This window comes from Streptomyces sp. enrichment culture, from assembly GCF_964273145.1.
Classification (GTDB): domain Bacteria; phylum Actinomycetota; class Actinomycetes; order Streptomycetales; family Streptomycetaceae; genus Streptomyces.
On the sequence record NZ_OZ186873.1, the window covers coordinates 6,039,885 to 6,059,032 of the forward strand.

Consider the following 19,148-nt stretch of genomic DNA (forward strand, 5'->3'; position numbering starts at 1 on the left):
CTCGGTCGTAGCCGTCCGGGACGCTACATGAAAATGGATCCCATGAGCAATTACGGATGCCGCCGGGCGGGGGCCGGCGCTGCGGGCCAGGCCCTAGGGTGGGTGCGTGACCGATGGCACCAAGCCCCCGCTGGCCGTGTTCGACCTGGACAACACCCTCGCCGGCACCGCCCACCGGCAGCGGTTCCTGGAGCGCCGGCCGCGCGACTGGGACGCCTTCTTCGCCGCCGCGCCCCAGGACCCGCCGCTCGCCGAAGGCGTCGCCATGGTCCGGGCGAGCGCCGAGGACTGCGAGGTCGTCTACCTGACCGGACGCCCCGAGCGCTGCCGGCGCGACACGCTCGACTGGCTGGCCGCGCACGGCCTGCCCCCGGGGCGCGTGTACATGCGGCGCGACGGCGACCGCAGGCCGGCCCGGCGCACCAAGCTGGAAATCCTGCGGCGGCTTTCCCGCACCCGGCAGATCCGCGTCCTCGTCGACGACGACGAACTCGTCTGCGAGGACGCCGAACGGGCCGGCTTCACCGTGGTGCGGGCGCGCTGGGCGGCCCGGTCGGCGGAGCTGGAGGCGGCGCAGGAGCGGGAGGGGCGGACCTGAGCCGGACCGCGGGCCGAGGGGGCGCGGTCAGATCGCGTCCTCCAGGCGGAAGCCGACCTTCAGGCCGACCTGCCAGTGCGCGACCCGGCCGTCCTCGATCTGCCCGCGCACCTGTGTCACCTCGAACCAGTCCAGGTTCCGCAGGGTCTGCGAGGCGCGGGAGATGCCGTTGCGGACGGCCTGGTCGACGCCCTCGGGCGAGGTGCCGAAGATCTCCGTGACCCGGTAGGTGTGGTTCGACATGCGGGTGCTCCTTTCCGTTCGGCGGTGACGGCCGGGGCGCGTGTGGCGCGCGTCACTCCACCGTGCCCCACGCTGCGGCGGAGCGCGAGGTGTCGGCTCCGCCGCCCGTCGACGGGACGAGCCCGTGAACGGGCCCGGCGGGTGCGGGGCGCGTCAGCGCGCCACGCTCAGCGACAGGGCGAAACGGCCCTCGCCGTCGGTCCACCAGTGGGACAGCTCCAGACCCGCCGCGGCCAGTTCGCCGCGCACGCCCTCCTCGCGGAACTTCGCCGACACCTCCGTGCGCAGCTCCTCGCCCGCCGCGAAGTCCACGGCCAGGTCCAGCGCCGGGATCTTCACCGTCTGCGCGGTACGGGAGCGCAGCCGCATCTCGATCCACTCCCGCTCGGCGTCCCACAGCGCCACGTGGTCGAAGGCGGCGGGGTCGAAGTCGGCACCCAGCTCCCGGTTGACCACCGCGAGGACGTTCTTGTCGAACGCGGCCGTCACCCCCGCCGCGTCGTCGTACGCCCGGACCAGCACGTCCTCGTCCTTGACCAGGTCCGTGCCCAGCAGCAGCGCGTCGCCCGGGGACAGCAGGGCGCGCACGGAGGCCAGGAACGCGGCGCGTTCGGCGGGCAGCAGGTTGCCGATGGTGCCGCCGAGGAACGCCACCAGCCGCGGCCCCGGGACGTCCGGCAGCGCCAGCCCGGCGGTGAAGTCGGCGATCAGCGCGTGCACATCCAGCCCCGGCCGTTCGGCGGCGAGTGCCCGCCCGGCCCGCGTCAGGGCGCTCTCGCTGACGTCGACCGGCACGTAGACGCGCAGGCCGGTGAGGGCGTCGAGCAGGTACCGGGTCTTCTCGGAGGAGCCGGAGCCCAGCTCCACCAGGGTGCGGGCGCCGGCCGCCGCGGCGATCTCCCCGGCCCGGCCGGCGAGGATCTCGCGCTCGGCGCGCGTGGGGTAGTACTCCGGCAGCTCGGTGATCCGCTCGAACAGCTCGCTGCCGCGCGCGTCGTAGAACCACTTCGGCGGCAGCGTCTTCGGCGTGCCGGTCAGGCCGTTCAGGACGTCGGCGCGCAGGGCGGCGTCCGTGGCGTCCTCGGGCAGCGTGCGGGAGAGACGGAACAGGCTCACGTACGGGGCTCCTTCGCGGGTGCGGGTGCGGGTGTCGGCCCGGTGGGTGCGGGCGCTTCGGTCCCCTTCAGCGGGGTGAGCAGGACGTCGGTGCGGTCCGCCGCGAGCAGGGTGCGGTCGGGGACCTCCCGCCAGTGCGGATCGTCGTCGTAGGGCTCGGAGGCCACGACGGTGCCGCCGCCGGGCCGGATCAGGTACCACAGCGTGTCGCCCCAGGTGGTGGCGGCGATGGTGGTGCCGTCGGTGAGGAGCAGGTTCAGCCGGGAGGCGGGGGCCGCCGCGGCGACCTCGGCGACCGTGCCGGCCAGCGCCCGGGGCGCCTCCTCGCCGCCGCGCAGCCGGTTCAGGGCCAGCGCCCACACGAACGCGGAGTCGTTGCGGGCCTCCAGCGCCAGCACCTCCTCGGGCGGCAGGGTGCGCACGAGCGGGGCGAGCGAGCCCGGCCAGCCCGCCACGGCCCCGTTGTGGCTGAACAGCCACCTCCCCGCGGCGAACGGAGCCGCCGCGGCCTCCGCGTCGGCGCCCGCCAGGGTGGCGTCGCGCACCGCGCCGAGCAGCGCCGTCGTGCGCACCACCCGGGCCAGGTCGGCGAAGGACCGGTCCGCCCAGACCGGCCCGGCCCTGCGGTACCGGGCCGGCACCGGGTCCCCCTCGGCGTACCAGCCGACCCCGAACCCGTCGGCGTTGACCGTCCCGTACCGCTGCCGCCGCGGCGCCCACGACTGGCGGTACAGGCCGTGCGGCGGCGCCACGAGCAACGCGCCGAGCGGCTCGGCGGGCCCGGTGTAGGCGAGGTGGCGGCACATCAGGCACCGTCCTCGGAGCGGGCCGTGCGGAACCCGGAGAAGATCTGCCGCCGGATCGGAAGGTCCCAGTTGCGGAAGGTGCCCCGGCAGGCCGCCGGGTCCACGGCGAACGAACCGCCGCGCAGCACCTTGTACTCGGGTCCGAAGAACACCTCCGAGTACTCCCGGTAGGGAAACGCCCGGAAACCGGGGTACGGCAGGAAGTCGCTCGCCGTCCACTCCCACACGTCACCGATCAACTGCCGCACCCCGAGCGGGGATTCACCGGCCGGGTAACTCCCGGCGGGGGCGGGCCGCAGGTGCCGCTGAGCCAGGTTGGCGTGCTCGGGGCCCGGATCGGCGTCGCCCCACGGGTAGCGCGTCGAGCGGTCGCCGACCGGGTCGTGACGCGCCGCCTTCTCCCACTCGGCCTCGGTGGGCAGCCGCCGTCCGGCCCAGCGGGCGTAGGCGTCGGCCTCGTACCAGCACACGTGCAGCACCGGCTCGTCGGGCGGCACCACCTCCGTGACGCCGAAGCGGCGGCGCAGCCACTGCCCGCCGTCGCGGCGCCAGAACAGCGGCGCGCGGATCGAGTGGCGCCGTATGTGGTCCCAGCCCTCCGGCCGCCACCAGCGCGGGTCGTCGTAGCCGCCGTCCGCGATGAACGCCTGGTACGCGGCGTTCGTCACCGGCGTGGTGTCGATCCGGAACGGCGCCACCTCGCGCCGGTGCGCGGGGCGTTCGTTGTCCAGCGCCCACGGCTCGGTTGAGGTGCCCATGATGAACGGACCGCCGGGGACGAGGACCTCGGACGGGCCGGTGAACGGCGGCACCGGCCCGGGGTCCGGAGCGGTGAGCGCCCGCGGTCCCTTGCGTAGCTGATGGGTGATCAGCATGGTTTCGGCGTGCTGCTGTTCGTGCTGGGCGATCATGCCGAAGACGAATCCGGCCTCCGTCAGCCGCGACCCGTCGAAGGCGGTGCGCTCCAGTACGTCCAGGGCGCGGACGCGTACCTCGGCCGCGTACCGGCGGGCCTCGGCGGGCGGCAGCAGCGGCAGCCAGGGGCGCTCGGACCGCGGATGCTCGAAGGCGTCGTACAGGCTGTCGATCTCGGGCCGCAGCGCCTCCTGCCCGGCGACGGCCCGCAGCAGCCACTGCTCCTCCTGGTTGGCGACGTGCGCCAGGTCCCACACCAGCGGCGACATCAGCGGGGAGTGCTGGGCGGTCAGGTCCGGGTCCTCCACGCAGCCGGTCAGCAGCGTGGTGCGGTCGCGGGCGGTGACCAGCGTGGTCAGCGCCCGCCGGCGGAGGGCCTCGGTGTCGGGGTCGGGGCCGGTCATGGGCGGATGTCCTTCCCGTGCGCGGTGCCGTGCGTGCGGCGGCGCGGGCGGCGGTGTGCGCCGTCCGGTCCGTCCAGCAGGTCGTCGGCGGGGCAGCGGCCCCGCAGGACGTAGCGGTCCAGGTACGCCGTGACGGCGTCCGTGAGCTCGGTGGCGGCGCCCAGGCGGGGCAGGGCCGCGAGCGCCGCGGTGAAGCAGGCGACGGCCACCTCGCGCAACTCGGGGTCGGCGAGTCCGTGCCGGGCCGCGTCGCGCCAGAGCGCGTTGTGCGGGGCGGGCCGGTCCAGGGCGCGTTCGGCGAGCGGCTTCACCGCCCGGTAGGCGGTCTCGGTGGCCTCCGGGTCGTCGAACAGCGCCGCCGTCACGGCGAGCGGCACCCTCCACCCGTCGTCGCCGGGCTGCGCGTCGATCATGCGCAGCTCCAGATGGCCGCGCGGGCGCACCGGTGGGAACAGCGTGGTGAGGTGGTAGTCGAGGTCGTCCCGGGTCGGCGGCCGGGGCCCGCGCGACCGGGTCCACTCCCGGAAGGTCAGCCCGTCGGGCACCTCCCACGGCGCGCCGTCCCGCCGCACGCACATCACCGGGGCGTCCAGCACGTGCCGGGCCCAGGCGCCGCGCGGATCGGCGTCCAGCGGGGGACCGCCCGCCCGCCCGGCGCCGATCTGCTCCCAGCGCAGCTGCCGGGTGGACCGCCAGCCGGTGGGCCGCCCGCCGGCCAGCGGCGAGTTGGCGAACGCGGCCACCAGGACCGGGCCCAGCCGGTGGGCCAGCCACCAGCGCCGCACATGGCCGAGGGCGCCCGGTTCCTCGTGTCCGGCGTCCAGGCACACCTGCACCGAGGCCGAGGCGCACATCATGGCGCGGCCGGCCGGGCCGGCGCGGTCCAGGCAGGCCTCCATGGCGTCGTAGCGCGGCCGGTGCAGGAACCGGCGGGGCGGGTGCCAGGGGTCGTGGCCGTAGCCGGAGAGACGGAGCCCGTCCTCACGCAGGACCGCGCGGACGGCGGCGAGGTCGGCGGAGACGGTGGCGACGCACTCCGTCAGCGAGGTGGCGGGCGGCGAGCTCAGCTCCAGCTGGCCGCCGGGCTCGACGGTGAGCGCCGACCTCAGGGGCACGGCCCGCAGCGCGGCGTAGGCCGCTTCGAGCCGTTCGGGTGTCACGGGCCGCCGCGGGGTGCGCAGCTCGTGGACGAGCCATTCCACTTCGACGCCGAGGCGCCGCGGTGGTCCGGTTTTGAAGCAGATGCCGCGGACCAGGGCCTCGGCCTCCTCTTCGGTGACGGCGGCGAACGGCTCCGTACCGCCGCCCACCGGACTGCTGACCGGTTCGGACATGTCGGGATCCTCCTGAGACGCCGGCGTGCCACCGCTCCGGGGCCGGTGGCCCGGAGCGGCACACCCGTCCCACCCAAGACCTTCGCGCGGCTCGGCACAAGGGCGCGTACCGCGACGTTCGAGGACCGGCCGTGGCGGCTTCCGGGCCGTCTCCGCCGGTTCTCCCAGGCGTTCCCGGGACGGGAGGACTCCGTTGCGCCGCAGGACCGGGACGGCTCGGGGCGTACGTGAGCACGACGGGGACCCGCGGTCGCCGCCGCCCGGTGCCGGGGAGCGGGGCCGCGGAGCGCTCCGGGACGGCCCCGCACGGGCGGCCGGAGCGTTCCGGGCCCGGCGGGAGGTTCGCCTCGGCGTTCGAACGCGTGGTGTCCGGGATCCCGGACACCACGCGGGACGCGGCCCGCCGGGGTTCGTACGGGTATCGCCCGACGGTGTACGGGGTGCGCGGGCGGGTGCGTCTCCCGCCGCGTCCGGTCCCGCCGGTGGATGGCAGGCTGGTCCCCAGTCGATCACGCACGACACCACGACGACAGGAAGCCGAACGTCATGACCGACCAGCTCACCGTGAGCGTCCTGGGCACCGGCATCATGGGCGCCGCGATGGCCCGCAACCTCGCCCGCGCCGGACACGCCGTCCGCGCCTGGAACCGGACCCGGGAGAAGGCCGAGCCGCTGGCGGCCGACGGCGTGCGCGTCGCCGGCACCCCCGCCGAGGCCGTGGACGGCGCCGATGTCGTCCTGACCATGCTGTACGACGGCCCGGCCGCCCTCGACACCATGCGCCAGGCCGCGCCCGCCCTGCGCCCCGGCACCGCGTGGGTGCAGTCGACCACCGTCGGCGTCGAGTCGATCGCCGACCTGGCGGCCTTCGCCCGCGAGCACGCTCTCGTCTTCTACGACGCCCCCGTGCTGGGCACCCGCCAGCCCGCCGAGGCGGGCCGGCTCGTCGTCCTGGCCGCCGGGCCGGCCGAGGGGCGGGCCACGGTGGTGCCCGTCTTCGACGCCGTCGGGGCCCGCACGGTGTGGACCGGCCAGGACGGCGCGGCCGGCAGCGCCACCCGGCTGAAACTGGTGGCCAACAGCTGGGTCATCGCCGCCACCAACGCCGCCGGGGAGGTGCTGGCCCTGGCCGGGGCGCTGGGCGTGGACCCGCAGGACTTCTTCGACATCATCGCCGATGGGCCGCTCGACATGGGGTACCTGCGGGCCAAGGCCGAGCTCGTCCTGGACGGCCGGCTGTCCCCGGCCCAGTTCGCGGTCGGTACGGCCGAGAAGGACGCCCGGCTCATCGTCGAGGCCGGTGAGCGGCACGGCGTCCGCCTCGACGTCGCCGCCGCGAGCGCGCGACGGCTCGCCCGGGCCGCCGCGCAGGGGCACGGCGACGAGGACATGGCCGCGGCCTACTTCGCGAGCTTCGAGGAGAAGCCGTCGGCGTGAGGTCCGCCGGTGAGGATCCGGGGCCGGTCAGGTGAGAGAGGAGAGAAAGGTCCGACGGAAGAGTCCCGGCAGGAAAGAACTGACAGGAAACGACGGACAGGAAGGACGCGGCGCGGACGCCGCGTCAGCCTGACGTGACGGACGACAGATACGACAGAAAGGATTCCGCATGTCCAAGCCGCCCCTGCCGCCCGAGGCAGTCGACCTGCTGCGCCGGGCCAACCCGTGCGTCATGGCCACCCTGCGCTCGGACGGCACCCCCGTGTCCACCCCCACCTGGTACCTGTGGGAGGACGGCCGGGTGCTGATCAACCTCGACGAGGGCCGGGTACGCCTGAAGCACCTGCGCCGTGACCCGCGCGTGACCCTCACCGTCCTGGACAAGGGCGACTGGTACACGCACGTGACCCTCATCGGCCGCGTCGCCATGCTGCAGAACGACGACGCGCTGGCCGACATCGACCGGATCTCCGAGCACTACACGGGCAAGCCCTATCCGGACCGGGTCCGCGCCCGGGTCAGTGCCTGGATCGAGGTCGAGCGCTGGCACGGCTGGGGAGCGCTGAAGGACAGCGACCAGGCTTCCGTCTGAGCGCGCCGTCCGGGCGCGGGCCCGGCGCGCGCCGCCGTGGCGGTGACGGCCGTGATCGACGCGGCCGGGGCCGTGCGACCGTGTGCCCTGCTCCCCGCGCGTCACGGCGCCGTGGCGCCGGGGCCGAGCCCGCCAGGACCGCCGTCGCGGTCCGGCCCGGGGAGGCGGCCGGTGCGGGCGGACGGCGGGCGCGGGCGCTCCGGGGACCCGGTCAGCGCTGGTACAGCCCGACCAGGGTGCCGCTCGCAAGCTGCCGTGCGTCCACCGCTCGGTGCACCTGGTCGGCGCCGGGCGCGTCGGGCAGCACGCACGGCTGCCGCACGGCGTAGAGCCGGAAGAAGTAGTGGTGCGCCCCGTCCCCGGGCGGGGGGTGCGGGCCGCCCCAGCCCTGTTCGCCGTACCCGTTGACGAGCTCGGTGCCGCCGGGCGGGCACCGGCCCTCGGCGACGCCGTCGCTGCGGGGATCGATGGCGACCACGACCCAGTGCACGAAGGTGCCCGACGGCGCGTCGGGGTCCTCGCACAGCAGGATCAGTTCGGTCGCGTCGTCCGGCACGCCGCTCCAGGCCAGGGGAGGGGAGACGTTCTCCCCCTCGTACGCGTACCGCCGGGCGATGAGGGAGTGGTCGTTGAATGCGCTGCTGCTGAGCTCGATACCTGCCATGGGCCCGGAGTACCCCGGGCGATTCCGTCATACCGGACATGTGCGGGTGTGGGTGGCGGCGGGCCCCGCGTGCCCGTCCGGTTCGGCCACGGGGGTGCCGGGGTACCCGTGATCCTCCGGTACGAGGAGGGGGCGGAGGGGACACGCGAGGGGGCGCGAGCCGCGGGAGGTCGCGATGGAACTGGTCGAGGAACGCCCCTGCCGCCACCGGATCGAGCCGCACGGCGCGATGCGGGTGCCGGGCGTGGTGTTCGCCTCCCGGGACCTGCTGGCCGACGCCGAGAAGTCGCTGGCGCAGGTCGTCAACGTGGCCGCGGTGCCGGGCATCGTCGGCGCCTCGTACGCCATGCCCGACATCCACTGGGGCTACGGCTTCCCCATCGGCGGCGTGGCGGCCACCGACGTCGACGAGGGCGGCGTCGTCTCACCCGGCGGGGTCGGCTTCGACATCTCCTGCGGGGTGCGGCTGCTGGCCGCCGACGTGGACGGCCGGGAGCTGAGGCGGGCGCTGGGCGCCGTCATGGACGGCCTGGACGGGGCGATCCCGCGCGGCGCGGGCCCCGGCGGCGTGTGGCGGCCGGCCGGCCCCGGGCCGCTGGAGCGGATCCTCTCCGGCGGTTCCCGCTACGCGGTCGAGGAGGGGTACGGCGAGGAACGCGACCTCCTGCGCTGCGAGGACGGCGGCGCGGTCGCCGGCGCCGACGTGACGCGGGTCGGCGAACGGGCCCGGGAACGCGGCCTCGCCCAGGTCGGCAGCCTCGGGTCGGGCAACCACTTCCTGGAGGTCCAGCGGGTCGCCGAGGTCTACGACGAAGCGGTCGCCGACGCCTTCGGACTCGCCGCCGGCCAGGTGTGCGTGATGATCCACTGCGGCTCGCGCGGCCTCGGGCACCAGATCTGCACCGACCACGTCCGGGCGATGGACCGGGCCATGGCCCGGTACGGCATCACCGTCCCCGACCGGCAGCTGGCCTGCGCCCCGGCCGACTCGCCCGAGGGACAGGCCTACCTGGGGGCGATGGCCGCCGCCGCCAACTACGCCCGTGCCAACCGGCAGTTGCTCACCCACGCGGCCCGCGAGGTGTTCCGCCGCGCGGCGGGCGCGCGGCTGTCCCTGGTGTACGACGTGTCCCACAACCTCGCCAAGACCGAGACCCACGAGGTGGCCGGGCGCGGGCGGCGCCGGCTGTGCGTGCACCGCAAGGGCGCCACCCGCGCCTTCCCTCCGGGCCACCCGGAGCTCCCGCCGGACCTGCGCCGGTCCGGGCAGCCGGTGCTGATCCCCGGCACCATGGGCACCGCCTCGTACGTGCTGACCGGAGTGCCGGGAGGCGACGCCTTCCACTCCACCTGCCACGGCGCGGGCCGGGTGCTCAGCCGCCACCAGGCCGCCCGCGCGGTCACCGGCAAGGAGGTGCGGGCCCGGCTCGACGCGGCCGGCATCGCGGTGCGCCCGCGCTCCTGGCGCGGCCTGGCCGAGGAGACGCCCGAGGCGTACAAGGACGTGAGCGCGGTGGTGGCCGCGAGCGAGCGCGCGGGGCTGTGCCGCACGGTGGCCCGGCTGGTGCCGCTGGGCGTGGTCAAGGGCTGACGCCCGCCGGGCCGGCCCCCACCCGCCGCTCAGGCGTCGACGGTCACCGCGCACGACCACCCGTAGGCGTCCGGACCGATCCGCAGCTCGTTCCAGGCCACGGCCTTCGGTGCCGCCCCGGTGATCTCGACGTCGGCCAGCCCGGCCACCGCCAGCCGGACGTCGAGGCCACCGTCGTCCTCGTCCGCCTCGACGTCCACGGGCACCCGGCCGTGCACCTCCAGCCGGAAGATGACCTCGTCCAGCAGCGCGGCCAGCAGGTCCTCGTCGCAGCCCTCGGCCAGCCGCACCCGGTCCACGGCCGTCGCCCGGACCCCGGAGACGTCGGCGAAGCACTCGACCATCGCCAGCACCGCCTCCGCCAGACACCGCTCCCGGCTCGCCGCCCACGCCTCGATGCGGATGTCGGCGGTGTGCGGCACCGCCCGGTGGCCGCTCTCACCCCGCTCCCGTGCCTGCCTGTCGTCGCCCGTGTCCCCGAGCATGTCCACCGCCTGTCCGATCGCCGATCGCCGCGCCCTCGTCCGGCGCGGACGCCTCGCCCTGCCTGCCGTGCCGCCGTGCCCTCATGCCGCCCGTGCACGACTATGGAGTTGCCTCTGTGCCCGGCGTCACACTTCGTGGAACGAGTGCCGCCGGGACGAGCGCTTCCCGTTCACCTCCGCCGGGCCGTACGCCCCGATCGATGAGGCGGTCACCGCGGAACGGTTCGGCCGGCCGCGAGGAGAAGGAGGCCGCCGATGATCTCCAGACCGGTCACGGTGCCCGCCGGCGCCGCCGCGCTCGCGGGCGACCTCGCCGTGCCGGAGCACGCCCGGGCCGTCGTGCTCTTCGCGCACGGCAGCGGCAGCTCCCGGCACAGCCCGCGCAACCGCAGGGTCGCCGGCGCGCTGCGCGCCGCCGGACTCGGCACGCTGCTGATGGACCTGCTCACCGCTCAGGAGGAAGCGCGGGACGTGCGCACCGCCGAGCACCGCTTCGACATCCCCTTGCTGGGCCGCCGTCTGGTGGCCGCGGTCGACTGGCTGGCGGACGCGCCCGGTGCCCGCGGCCTGCCCGTCGCCCTGTTCGGCGCCAGCACCGGCGCCGCGGCGGCCCTGGTCGCCGCGGCCGAGCGGCCGGACCGGGTGCTCGCCGTGGTCTCGCGCGGCGGACGGCCCGACCTCGCGGGCGGCGCCTTGGACGCCGTACGAGCGCCGGTGCTGCTGATCGTGGGCGGCAGGGACGAGCAGGTGCTGGGGCTGAACCGGGAGGCGGCCCGGCGGCTGCGCGCCCCGCACGCCGTGCGCGTCGTCCCCGGCGCCACCCACCTGTTCGAGGAGCCCGGCACCCTGGACCAGGTCGCCGACGCCGCCCGGCAGTGGTGCGACGAGCACCTGCGCTCCGCGGCCGGCTGACCCCGGCGGGTTCGGCGGGTTCGCAGTGGTGTGCGGCCGTTCCCCTGCCGGAAGGCGGTCCGCTCGTGCTGGTCGCGGAACGGCATGCGCGGCATCGCCGGTGCCGCGGTCGCGTCGCCGCCGGGGAGGTCGTGGCGCTCCACCAGGGCCACGTCGGCCGGGGCGCGAGGGGGGCCACGGCTCGCGCCGGGAGCCGGGTCGCCCGCGCCGGTGGTCCGGAAACACCCACGGCTCCTGAGGGGTGGACACCACCGGCGGCCGGGGACCGGGGCACCGCATCGGCGGCGGTCCCGGAGGGTACACGGGGGACACGCCGGGACGGCCGGAATGCGTGGGCAGAGCCCGGGACCGGAGGACCGGGGCCAGGGAGGGCGGAGGGCGGCGGGGGAGCGAGGAAACCGGGAAGGAGGAACGGCAGCCATGCGGTTCCACGACCGTCGGCAGGCCGGACGGGCGCTGGCCGGGAGGCTGCGGGCACTGCGGGAGGAGGGATCCCTGCCGGATCCCGTCGTCCTCGCGCTGCCGCGCGGCGGCGTGGCCGTGGCGCGCGAGGTCGCCCGGGAGCTCGACGCCCCGCTCGACGTGCTCGTCGTACGAAAGATCGGGGCACCGTTCCAGGAGGAGTACGGCATCGGCGCGATCGCAGGCGACGACGACCCGCTCTACGACGAACGCGCCCTGCGTCGCCTGGGCCTCACCGAGACCGAGCTGGCCCCCGTGGTGGCGCGGGAGCGCGCGGAGCTCCGGCGCCGCGAGGAGCGCTACCGGCGGGGCCGCCCCGCCCCCGACGTGCGGGGCCGCACCGTGATCGTCGTCGACGACGGCCTGGCCACCGGATCGACGGCCCGTGCGGCCCTGCGCGCCCTGCGGCGCCGGGGCCCCGGGCGGCTCGTGCTGGCCGTGCCGGTCGGCGCGCCCGAGGCGGCGGAACTGATGCGCGCGGAGGCCGACGAGGTGGTCTGCCTGCACCGGCCGGCCGCGTTCCAGGCGGTCGGCCTCTGGTACGACGACTTCGGGCAGCTGACGGACAGCGACGTGCTGGCGGCCCTGCACGGCGACCGGCCCCTGCCCGGTTCCGGGGAGTGAGCCCCGGTCGATCGGTGTGGAGCCGGCGGCTGCGCGCCCCGCATGCCCTGCGCGCCCCGCGCGAGTCCGGGGTCCGCGCGCCCGGGACCGGCGCCTGCCCCTCGCCGCACTTCACCGTGCTCGTCCTCGCGGTGCGGCGTGCCTCGCGCCCCCGGACCTCGGACGGCGCCGCCGGCGCGCAGCGCCGCGATGTCGCCGGGGCCGCGGCCCGCACGCGCGAAGGGCCGGAAGCCCGACGCGTCGTCGGACCTCCGGCCCCGATGCGGACCCGCGGGCGCCGGTCAGGCGGCCACGGCCCCGCCGGCCTCGCCCTGCAGGCGGGTGACGATCTCGACGAGCTGCGCGGCGACCTCGGCGTCGTCGGCCGGGTGAGTCGAACCGAAGCGGTTCGAGGAGCCCGGGATGGACAGCTTGACGTCCTCCACCACCTTGCCGCCGGCGATACCCACGGCCTTGCGGGTGTCGTCGTGCGCCCAGACACCGCCGTACTGGCCGAGGGCGGTACCGGCCACGGCGACCGGCTTGCCGCTGACGGCGCCGGCGCCGTACGGGCGGGACAGCCAGTCGATGGCGTTCTTCAGGACGGCCGGGATGGTGCCGTTGTACTCCGGCGTGAACAGCAGCAGGGCGTCGGCGGCAGCGGCGGCCTCGCGCAGCCGTACGGCGGCGGCCGGGACGCCGCCCTCGACGTCGATGTCCTCGTTGTAGAAGGGGATCTCGGCGAGGCCCTCGAAGAGCTGCACCTCGGTACCCGCGGGGGCGAGCTTCACGGCGGCTTCGGCGAGCTGGCGGTTGTGCGAACCGGCGCGGACGCTGCCGACGAGCGCGAGGATGCGAACGGACATGAGGAACTCCCAGGTGTGCGAAACACTGCTGCAACGGTCCGGACCGAGGTCCGTTTAATTTTCTACCATCCTAAGCGGACCGCGGTCCATTTTGTTCCCGGTGTCTTACGCTGTTCCCATGCCGGCCGCCCTGCCTCCCTTTCCGAAGCCGCAACCGGACGCCGAACAGGCCGAGTTGATCCGGCTGGGTGTCGATGACGGCGAGTCCGGCCTGCGCGCCGACGCCGCGCGCAACCGGGCCCGGCTGCTGGAGGCCGCCGCGCGGCTGGTGGCGGAGCACGGGGCGGCCGGCGTCACCATGGAGGCGGTGGCCGCGGCGGCCTCGGTGGGCAAGGGCACGGTGTTCCGCCGCTTCGGCGACCGCACCGGCCTGCTCATGGCGCTGCTGGACCACTCCGAGAAGAAGTTCCAGGCCGCGATCCTCGGCGGCCCCCCGCCCCTGGGCCCCGGGGCGCCGCCCGTGGAACGGCTGCGGGCGTTCGGCCGCGCGGTGCTGCGCCGCACGAGCGACGAACTCGAACTGCAACTGGCCGCCGAACCGGGCGCCGAGCGCCGCTTCACGGTCCCGCCCCGCCGCTTCCTGCGCCATCACGTGGTCCTGCTGCTGCGGCAGGCCCTCCCGGACGCGGACGCCGAACTGCTCGCCCACACGCTGATGGCCTACCTCGACCCCGTTCTCGTCCACCACCTCACCCGGCAGTGCCGGATGCCGCTGGCCCGCCTGGAGGCAGGCTGGCTGGACCTGGTCGCACGGGTGACCCGCACCGACCCGCCCGGCTAGGGGCTCCCTTCGGGCCATGCCGCGGACGCGGCGTCCGGCACGCCTGCCCGCCGCGCCGCCGTCACCCGCCGACGCTCCGCGCCGTCCGCGCCGTCCGCGCCGTCCGCGCCGTCCGTGTCGGTTCCTCCGCCGCCTCGCGGGCGCGCACCGGACCCCGCTCACCGGCGCCGCCCGGTCCGGCGAAGCCCCCGACGCCGCGTCCACCGCATCACCGGGCCGTCGGCCACCACCCGTGCGGCCGGGCCCCGGCCGTATCCGCTCCCGGCCCGTCGGGCCTCACTGCCCGGACTGCCCGCTCTCCTCGCTCTGCCCCTGCTGCTGTGCGATCGACTTGCGCACCTCGTCCATGTCCAGCTTCCGGGCCTGCCCGATGACGTCCGTCAGGGCGGCCTCGGGCAACGCGCCGGGCTGGGCGAACACGGCGATCTGGTCCCGCACGATCATCAGTGTGGGAATGGACTGGATGTTGAAGGCCGCGGCCAGCTCCGGCTGGGCCTCGGTGTCGACCTTGCCGAACACCAGATCGGGGTTCTGCGCGGCCGCCCTTTCGTAGACCGGTGCGAACTGACGGCACGGACCGCACCACTCCGCCCAGAAGTCGATCAGGACGAACTCGTTGTCCGTGACCGTCTGATCGAAGTTCTCCTTGGTGAGCTCCACAGTGCTGCTCATGGCGTGTTCCCTCTTCCTGGTGTGGGGCGAGACCGTCGGCACAACATGGCCGACCGGGTGGGTATTCCGCGCGCGTACCCATGTGGCCACCGCGCACACCACCCACCAGACTGACCCCATGACGGATACGGAAACCAACGCGTACGACGTCGTGGTGATCGGCGCCGGCCCCGTCGGCGAGAACGTCGCCGACCGCACCCGCGCCGCCGGGCTGTCCACCGCCATCGTGGAGGACGAGCTGGTCGGCGGCGAATGCTCCTACTGGGCGTGCATGCCCAGCAAGGCGCTGCTCCGCCCGGTCCTCGCCCGCGCCGAGGCCCGCCGCGTGCCCGGACTGCGCCAGTCGGTGCAGGGTCCCCTCGACGCGCACGCCGTTCTCGCCCACCGCGACACCTACACCTCCCACTGGAAGGACGACGGCCAGGTGCGGTGGCTGGAGGGCGTCGGCGTCGACCTCCACCGCGGCCGGGGCCGGCTCGACGGCCCGCGCACGGTGACCGTGACCGGTTCCGACGGCGAGCGGCGCGTCCTGACCGCCCGGCACGCCGTCGCCGTCTGCACCGGCAGCCGCGCCGCCCTGCCCGACCTGCCGGGGCTCGACGCCGTACGTCCGTGGACCAGCCGTGAGGCCACCAGTGCCAGGACCGTACCGGGCCGGCTGATCGTGGTCGGCGGCGGCGTGGTCGCCGCCGAGATGGCCACCGCCTGGCAGGCCCTCGGCTCCCGCGTCACCCTGCTCGTGCGCGGCGAGGGCCTGCTCGCCCGCATGGAGCCGTTCGCCGGCGAACTGGTCGCCGAGGCGCTCACCGAGGCCGGGGCCGACGTGCGCACCGGTACCTCCGTGACGTCGGTCGGCCGGGAGGACGGCACCGTCGTGGCCGTCACCGACCGCGGCGACCGGATCGAGGCCGACGAGATCCTCTTCGCCACCGGCCGGGCCCCGCGCACCGACGACATCGGCCTGGAGACCGTCGGCCTGGAGCCGGGTTCCTGGCTCGACGCCGACGACAGCCTGCGGGTGCCCGGCCACGACTGGCTGTACGCCGTCGGAGACGTCAACCGGCGCGCCCTGCTCACCCACCAGGGCAAGTACCAGGCGCGCATCGCCGGCGCCGCGATCGCCGCCCGGGCCTCCGGCACCGACGGCCTGGAGTCCCACCCCTGGGGCGCGCACGCGGCGACCGCCGACCACGCGGCCGTCCCGCAGGTGGTGTTCACCGACCCGGAGGCGGCGGCCGTGGGCCTGTCCCTGGCCGAGGCCGAACAGGCCGGCCACCGCGTCCGCGCCGTCGACGTGGACCTGTCGACGGTGGCCGGCGCCGGCCTGTACGGCGACGGCTACCGGGGCCGGGCCCGCATGGTGGTCGACCTGGAGGACGAGATCGTACGCGGAGTGACCCTCGTCGGTCCCGGGGTCGGCGAGCTCGTCCACTCGGCGACGATCGCGGTCGCCGGACGGGTACCGGTCGGCCGCCTGTGGCACGCCGTGCCGTCCTACCCGACGATCAGCGAGGTGTGGCTGCGGCTGCTGGAGGCGTACCGGGACAGCTGAGGCGGACCGGATCGCCCCCGCCCGGCAGGCCGCGCGATCGGGGGGGCGAAGTCCACCTCCGCACCGGGCGTTCGGCGATCCCTCGTACTGCCGGGAGAAGGACGTCGAGCCCATCCCCGCCGACCGCGGGGGACCGTCCTCCGGTGGAGACGGGCAGCGGTCACGGGGCAGCTCTTAGCATGGGCCGCATGACGGAGCCGGCACTCACCGCGGCATCAGGCCCGGTCCGCGTCGACCACCACACGTTCGAGCTGACCGACTCCGGCGAACGCACGCCCACGGGGTTCGACACATCGAACGGGCTGGTCTTCTCCCGGCCCGGGCAGACAGTGATCTGCACCGGCATCAGCACGGGCTGGGTCAATGTCGCCGTCCAGGTGCGCCGGCACCCACCCGAACGGGTGGACACCGACGCGTGGGACGAGATCGTCGACCACGGCGTGGAGACGACCACCGGAGCCCTACGGGTCACCAGTGTCATGGGTGACGCACCGGACCTGCCCGTCCTCACGCCGCAGGGACCGGGGACGTACCGCGTGCGGGTGCACGCGCGGGGGCGCGACACCGCCCCCGACGGCGCCGTCGACGAACCCGTCGAGGACTACCTGCTCGTCGTCTGGCCGGCCGAGCCCCGACCGGACCGGATCCACAAACGGACCGACCGCTGTGGCGCCGGGCTGCGAGCCCGTCCGAGCATACCGGCGCCTGCGACGCCCGCCGGCGACGACGGGGACGATCTCCGACGGCGTACACGCGAACGACTCCGGCGCCGTCGCACGCCGTGAGCCCCCGCCTTCCGGGGAGGCCGTGTCCACGCGGGGAGGTGAGGCGGTCGCGGGAGGTGCCCGAAGGCCCGCGTCATCGAGGGTTCCGCCTCGCGGCCCTCGTAGTGCGGGCGCGCACCCGGACGGCGGGTGCGCGGTGGTGGCCGTGGCTGGCGGAGCGCTAGGAACGGCCCAGCGCCTGGGCCAGCTCCTTTTTGTTCATCGACGAGCGCCCTTCGATCCCCCTGCTCTTCGCCTCCTGGTAAAGCTCGTCCCGCGTCGGCTCGTTCGAGCGGTTCCCGGACTTCTCACCGCCACGCCGGGAGGGGGACTTGCCCTGCGTGGAGCTTCGACTGGCGGACTTCGCCTCGCCGGACCGGGCGCGTTCCTTGTTGACCGTGCGGGCCGCCATCTCCTCGGCCCGGTCCTCGGACATGCCGCGTTGCCTGCCGCTGTCCTTGATGTGTTCGTACTGGCGCTCCCGCTTCGGGCCGGAACCTCGGGGCATGGCGGCTTTCCTCTCGCTCGGCTCGCCTGTCACGGCGGCGCGTTCTCCGGGGCTCGCGCGCACGGTGACTTCTCGGACGTCAATCGCCTTCCCCGCGGTGTCCGGAAATAACGCCCCTCCCCCGGCCGGGGGAGGGGCGGGTGCCGGCCGCGGACGGGTCCGGAACGGCGGAGGCATCGATGGCGTGGGGGATCTCGATGCCGTACGCCGTCGGCGCGGTCGGCCGGCGCCGCTCCCGCGCCGACGGTTCCCGGTTCGTCTCGGTCGCCGGTGAGGGGACACCTCGCCCGGCACGGCTGTCCGGGCTCCTTCGCGGCCGGGTCCGGCGCCTGTGGCAACGGTGACGCGGGACCGGGCAGGGGATGCCCGCAGGGCACGAGGACCGTCCGACCGCGCGTACCTCACCGTGGGGAGCCGCGCAGTCGCGGTGGTCCGGTTCCGGTGCCTCGTCCCGCGCGCTCAGGTGCGCCGCGCGTCGTCGGTGCCGGAGCGCCGGACGGCGCGGCGACGCAGGTGCAGCGGCAGCGCGTACCAGCACAGACCGAACCACAGCATGACCCCGCCGGCGAGCACTTCGGCGAGGACGCCGGGGACCACGACACGGAGGATCAGCAGGAGTGTGCAGCCGATGGTCAGCGCCAGGAGGACCATGCCGCACATCATCAGACGGCAGGCCGCCTCCACCAGTTCGTCCTTCATGCGCTGACCGGACAGGAAGCGGTGGAGGGAGACGGGCGCTATGAGCGAGCCCGTGGCCGCCGCGCCGAGCACCACGGTGGTCACGTAGACGACGCGGTCGAACGTCTCCAGCTCCCGGAACAGCGGGGTGAAGGCCACGCTGAGCAGGAATCCGAAGAGGATCTGCACGCCCGTCTGGGTGACGCGCGTCTCCTGCAGGATCTCGTTCCAGCGGCGGTTGACCCGCTCACGCGCCGTCTCCGGTCTTTCGGCACCCGTTCTCGGACCGTGGCCGTCGTGACGCGCGCAGCAGGAGGTGTCCTCCCCCGTCGGCTCGACCGTCTGCTCTGTCATAGTCATGGCATCCTCCGCATCCCAGGCAGATCGGTTGCCCCGTTCGGGTCGCCTCCATGCAGGTCCGGGAGGAGGGGAGGACCGGTCCGGTCGCAACGGGCGGCGGAAGGCGCCGTGGACGGCCGGGGGTTCGGGGGTGGCATGGTGCGTCACCCCCGGGGCACGGACGGGGCGACGGCCGCCCGAAGGTGCCGCCGGGGCAGCCCGGCTCCGCACCGGCCGCGTGCTTCGCCGGGCCGAGCAGGTCGGTGCCGGGCAGCCCGCCGCCGGAAACCTGCTCGCCGGGGGCGCGGCAGAACCGAGCCGGGCCCCCGGCGGCCTGCTCGGTCACTTCGGTGGACGGGGTCCGCGGCGGCTTCCGGCGGCCGGTCGGACCCGAGCCCGTTCGCGCTGCGCTGGGGCGAACGAGCCGCACGTGCGAGCTGCCGCACCCCCTGGCAGGGGGCGACGGGTGCTATTTCCCGGACGCGCCGGGTTCCCCTCCGATGGATTCCTGGTAGACGTCCGCATAGGTGCGTGAGTCCTTGATCAGGTTGTCGCAGAACGCGGCGACGTCGGTGCCGACGGGTTCCACTCCGCAGGCTTGGGACTTCTCCTGCCGCGACGCGCTGAACCCGGCGGAAGAGGCGCCGGATGGGGCACCCGCGACGAGTCGGAGCACCACCCCGTACGCCCCGGCCCGGTGGCGGGGTTTCCGGCCGGTACCGCGGTCGTCGGGGCGCGGGGCCGTACTCCACCCGACGCACCCGCCTGCCCCGGCGGGCCGGGCGGCTCCTCCCGGAGCGCAGGCGGGTGCCGGACGGTGGTGGCC

Annotated in this window: 20 protein-coding genes and 1 pseudogene; 9 read left to right on the top strand and 12 right to left on the bottom strand. The window is 75.3% G+C overall.

Features of this window, described 5'->3' with window-relative positions:
- The first annotated feature begins 106 nt into the window (after positions 1–106).
- Positions 107–598, top strand: a complete 492-nt coding sequence (locus tag ACSU6Z_RS26760; RefSeq protein ID WP_437049438.1) for an LNS2 domain-containing protein — start codon at positions 107–109, stop codon at positions 596–598.
- Between the two features lie 27 nt (positions 599–625).
- Here the strand turns inward: ACSU6Z_RS26760 and ACSU6Z_RS26765 are convergent, their stop codons facing one another.
- From ACSU6Z_RS26765 to egtA, 5 genes are all read right to left on the bottom strand, one after another.
- A complete protein-coding gene (locus ACSU6Z_RS26765) occupies positions 626–841 on the bottom strand; it encodes a dodecin (protein ID WP_437049440.1) in 216 nt (71 codons plus the stop codon).
- A gap of 153 nt (positions 842–994) precedes the next feature.
- Complete coding sequence (egtD, locus tag ACSU6Z_RS26770) at positions 995–1,957, bottom strand: L-histidine N(alpha)-methyltransferase (RefSeq protein WP_437049441.1); 963 nt, start codon at positions 1,955–1,957, stop codon at positions 995–997.
- Positions 1,954–2,763, bottom strand: a complete 810-nt coding sequence (gene egtC / locus ACSU6Z_RS26775) for an ergothioneine biosynthesis protein EgtC (RefSeq protein ID WP_437049442.1) — start codon at positions 2,761–2,763, stop codon at positions 1,954–1,956. The genes egtD and egtC overlap by 4 nt, the downstream gene beginning before the upstream one ends.
- Positions 2,763–4,082, bottom strand: a complete 1,320-nt coding sequence (egtB, locus tag ACSU6Z_RS26780; RefSeq protein ID WP_437049443.1) for an ergothioneine biosynthesis protein EgtB — start codon at positions 4,080–4,082, stop codon at positions 2,763–2,765. Before egtB ends, egtC begins: the two co-directional genes overlap by 1 nt.
- Positions 4,079–5,416, bottom strand: a complete 1,338-nt coding sequence (gene egtA, locus ACSU6Z_RS26785; RefSeq protein ID WP_437049444.1) for an ergothioneine biosynthesis glutamate--cysteine ligase EgtA — start codon at positions 5,414–5,416, stop codon at positions 4,079–4,081. Before egtA ends, egtB begins: the two co-directional genes overlap by 4 nt.
- Positions 5,417–5,836: 420 nt before the next feature.
- On the opposite strand from egtA, the gene ACSU6Z_RS26790 reads away from it, so the two are divergent.
- Together ACSU6Z_RS26790 and ACSU6Z_RS26795 are read left to right on the top strand one after the other, a co-directional pair.
- Positions 5,837–6,853, top strand: coding sequence for an NAD(P)-dependent oxidoreductase (locus tag ACSU6Z_RS26790; protein WP_437050503.1), 1,017 nt, complete (start codon positions 5,837–5,839; stop codon positions 6,851–6,853).
- 169 nt (positions 6,854–7,022) lie between these two features.
- Positions 7,023–7,445: a PPOX class F420-dependent oxidoreductase gene (locus tag ACSU6Z_RS26795; protein WP_437049446.1), complete on the top strand. Its 423-nt coding sequence runs from the start codon at positions 7,023–7,025 to the stop codon at positions 7,443–7,445.
- 211 nt (positions 7,446–7,656) lie between these two features.
- On the opposite strand, the gene ACSU6Z_RS26800 is transcribed toward ACSU6Z_RS26795, so the two are convergent.
- Positions 7,657–8,109, bottom strand: coding sequence for a YbhB/YbcL family Raf kinase inhibitor-like protein (locus ACSU6Z_RS26800; RefSeq protein WP_437049448.1), 453 nt, complete (start codon positions 8,107–8,109; stop codon positions 7,657–7,659).
- Positions 8,110–8,284: 175 nt separating this feature from the next.
- Between ACSU6Z_RS26800 and ACSU6Z_RS26805 the strand changes: the two genes are divergently transcribed.
- A complete protein-coding gene (locus ACSU6Z_RS26805) occupies positions 8,285–9,700 on the top strand; it encodes an RtcB family protein (protein WP_437049450.1) in 1,416 nt (471 codons plus the stop codon).
- A gap of 29 nt (positions 9,701–9,729) precedes the next feature.
- Here the strand turns inward: ACSU6Z_RS26805 and ACSU6Z_RS26810 are convergent, their stop codons facing one another.
- Positions 9,730–10,185, bottom strand: coding sequence for an archease (locus ACSU6Z_RS26810; protein WP_437049451.1), 456 nt, complete (start codon positions 10,183–10,185; stop codon positions 9,730–9,732).
- Between the two features lie 255 nt (positions 10,186–10,440).
- Here ACSU6Z_RS26810 and ACSU6Z_RS26815 point away from each other — a divergent pair, with 255 nt between their 5' ends.
- Positions 10,441–11,097, top strand: coding sequence for a dienelactone hydrolase family protein (locus ACSU6Z_RS26815; protein WP_437049452.1), 657 nt, complete (start codon positions 10,441–10,443; stop codon positions 11,095–11,097).
- 420 nt (positions 11,098–11,517) lie between these two features.
- The gene (locus ACSU6Z_RS26820) at positions 11,518–12,183 is read left to right on the top strand and encodes a phosphoribosyltransferase (RefSeq protein ID WP_437049454.1); all 666 of its coding nucleotides are present in this window, start codon (positions 11,518–11,520) and stop codon (positions 12,181–12,183) included.
- 281 nt (positions 12,184–12,464) lie between these two features.
- Here ACSU6Z_RS26820 and ACSU6Z_RS26825 read toward each other — a convergent pair whose 3' ends face one another.
- Entirely contained in the window at positions 12,465–13,028 is a 564-nt protein-coding gene (locus tag ACSU6Z_RS26825) for an NAD(P)H-dependent oxidoreductase (protein ID WP_437049455.1), read from the bottom strand.
- 118 nt (positions 13,029–13,146) lie between these two features.
- Between ACSU6Z_RS26825 and ACSU6Z_RS26830 the strand changes: the two genes are divergently transcribed.
- On the top strand, positions 13,147–13,809 hold the full coding sequence (locus ACSU6Z_RS26830; RefSeq protein WP_437049457.1) for a TetR/AcrR family transcriptional regulator: 663 nt from the start codon (positions 13,147–13,149) through the stop codon (positions 13,807–13,809).
- 276 nt (positions 13,810–14,085) lie between these two features.
- On the opposite strand, the gene trxA is transcribed toward ACSU6Z_RS26830, so the two are convergent.
- On the bottom strand, positions 14,086–14,481 hold the full coding sequence (gene trxA, locus ACSU6Z_RS26835; RefSeq protein WP_437049459.1) for a thioredoxin: 396 nt from the start codon (positions 14,479–14,481) through the stop codon (positions 14,086–14,088).
- A gap of 118 nt (positions 14,482–14,599) precedes the next feature.
- Between trxA and ACSU6Z_RS26840 the strand changes: the two genes are divergently transcribed.
- Positions 14,600–16,033 carry a dihydrolipoyl dehydrogenase family protein gene (locus tag ACSU6Z_RS26840; protein ID WP_437049461.1) on the top strand — a complete coding sequence of 478 codons (1,434 nt, stop codon included), beginning with the start codon at positions 14,600–14,602 and terminating at the stop codon, positions 16,031–16,033.
- 188 nt (positions 16,034–16,221) lie between these two features.
- Positions 16,222–16,818, top strand: a complete 597-nt coding sequence (locus ACSU6Z_RS26845; RefSeq protein WP_437049462.1) for a hypothetical protein — start codon at positions 16,222–16,224, stop codon at positions 16,816–16,818.
- 160 nt (positions 16,819–16,978) lie between these two features.
- On the opposite strand, the gene ACSU6Z_RS26850 is transcribed toward ACSU6Z_RS26845, so the two are convergent.
- The 3 genes and pseudogenes from ACSU6Z_RS26850 to ACSU6Z_RS26860 all read right to left on the bottom strand — a co-directional run.
- A complete protein-coding gene (locus ACSU6Z_RS26850; protein WP_437049464.1) occupies positions 16,979–17,305 on the bottom strand; it encodes a plasmid stabilization protein in 327 nt (108 codons plus the stop codon).
- A gap of 459 nt (positions 17,306–17,764) precedes the next feature.
- The gene (locus ACSU6Z_RS26855; RefSeq protein ID WP_437049465.1) at positions 17,765–18,343 is read right to left on the bottom strand and encodes a DUF6328 family protein; all 579 of its coding nucleotides are present in this window, start codon (positions 18,341–18,343) and stop codon (positions 17,765–17,767) included.
- 448 nt (positions 18,344–18,791) lie between these two features.
- A pseudogene (locus ACSU6Z_RS26860) lies at positions 18,792–18,911 on the bottom strand (DUF1048 domain-containing protein); the annotation flags it as partial.
- Positions 18,912–19,148 lie beyond the last annotated feature (237 nt).

What these genes read in the sequence shown, in the direction of transcription:
- ACSU6Z_RS26765 (WP_437049440.1), bottom strand. Translation starts at nt 841, where the DNA reads ATGTCGAACCACACCTACCGGGTCACGGAGATCTTCGGCACCTCGCCC.
- egtC (WP_437049442.1), bottom strand. Translation starts at nt 2,763, where the DNA reads ATGTGCCGCCACCTCGCCTACACCGGGCCCGCCGAGCCGCTCGGCGCG.
- egtB (WP_437049443.1), bottom strand. Translation starts at nt 4,082, where the DNA reads ATGACCGGCCCCGACCCCGACACCGAGGCCCTCCGCCGGCGGGCGCTG.
- egtA (WP_437049444.1), bottom strand. Translation starts at nt 5,416, where the DNA reads ATGTCCGAACCGGTCAGCAGTCCGGTGGGCGGCGGTACGGAGCCGTTC.
- ACSU6Z_RS26795 (WP_437049446.1), top strand. Translation starts at nt 7,023, where the DNA reads ATGTCCAAGCCGCCCCTGCCGCCCGAGGCAGTCGACCTGCTGCGCCGG.
- ACSU6Z_RS26800 (WP_437049448.1), bottom strand. Translation starts at nt 8,109, where the DNA reads ATGGCAGGTATCGAGCTCAGCAGCAGCGCATTCAACGACCACTCCCTC.
- ACSU6Z_RS26805 (WP_437049450.1), top strand. Translation starts at nt 8,285, where the DNA reads ATGGAACTGGTCGAGGAACGCCCCTGCCGCCACCGGATCGAGCCGCAC.
- ACSU6Z_RS26810 (WP_437049451.1), bottom strand. Translation starts at nt 10,185, where the DNA reads ATGCTCGGGGACACGGGCGACGACAGGCAGGCACGGGAGCGGGGTGAG.
- ACSU6Z_RS26815 (WP_437049452.1), top strand. Translation starts at nt 10,441, where the DNA reads ATGATCTCCAGACCGGTCACGGTGCCCGCCGGCGCCGCCGCGCTCGCG.
- ACSU6Z_RS26820 (WP_437049454.1), top strand. Translation starts at nt 11,518, where the DNA reads ATGCGGTTCCACGACCGTCGGCAGGCCGGACGGGCGCTGGCCGGGAGG.
- ACSU6Z_RS26825 (WP_437049455.1), bottom strand. Translation starts at nt 13,028, where the DNA reads ATGTCCGTTCGCATCCTCGCGCTCGTCGGCAGCGTCCGCGCCGGTTCG.
- ACSU6Z_RS26830 (WP_437049457.1), top strand. Translation starts at nt 13,147, where the DNA reads ATGCCGGCCGCCCTGCCTCCCTTTCCGAAGCCGCAACCGGACGCCGAA.
- trxA (WP_437049459.1), bottom strand. Translation starts at nt 14,481, where the DNA reads ATGAGCAGCACTGTGGAGCTCACCAAGGAGAACTTCGATCAGACGGTC.
- ACSU6Z_RS26840 (WP_437049461.1), top strand. Translation starts at nt 14,600, where the DNA reads ATGACGGATACGGAAACCAACGCGTACGACGTCGTGGTGATCGGCGCC.
- ACSU6Z_RS26845 (WP_437049462.1), top strand. Translation starts at nt 16,222, where the DNA reads ATGACGGAGCCGGCACTCACCGCGGCATCAGGCCCGGTCCGCGTCGAC.
- ACSU6Z_RS26850 (WP_437049464.1), bottom strand. Translation starts at nt 17,305, where the DNA reads ATGCCCCGAGGTTCCGGCCCGAAGCGGGAGCGCCAGTACGAACACATC.
- ACSU6Z_RS26855 (WP_437049465.1), bottom strand. Translation starts at nt 18,343, where the DNA reads ATGACTATGACAGAGCAGACGGTCGAGCCGACGGGGGAGGACACCTCC.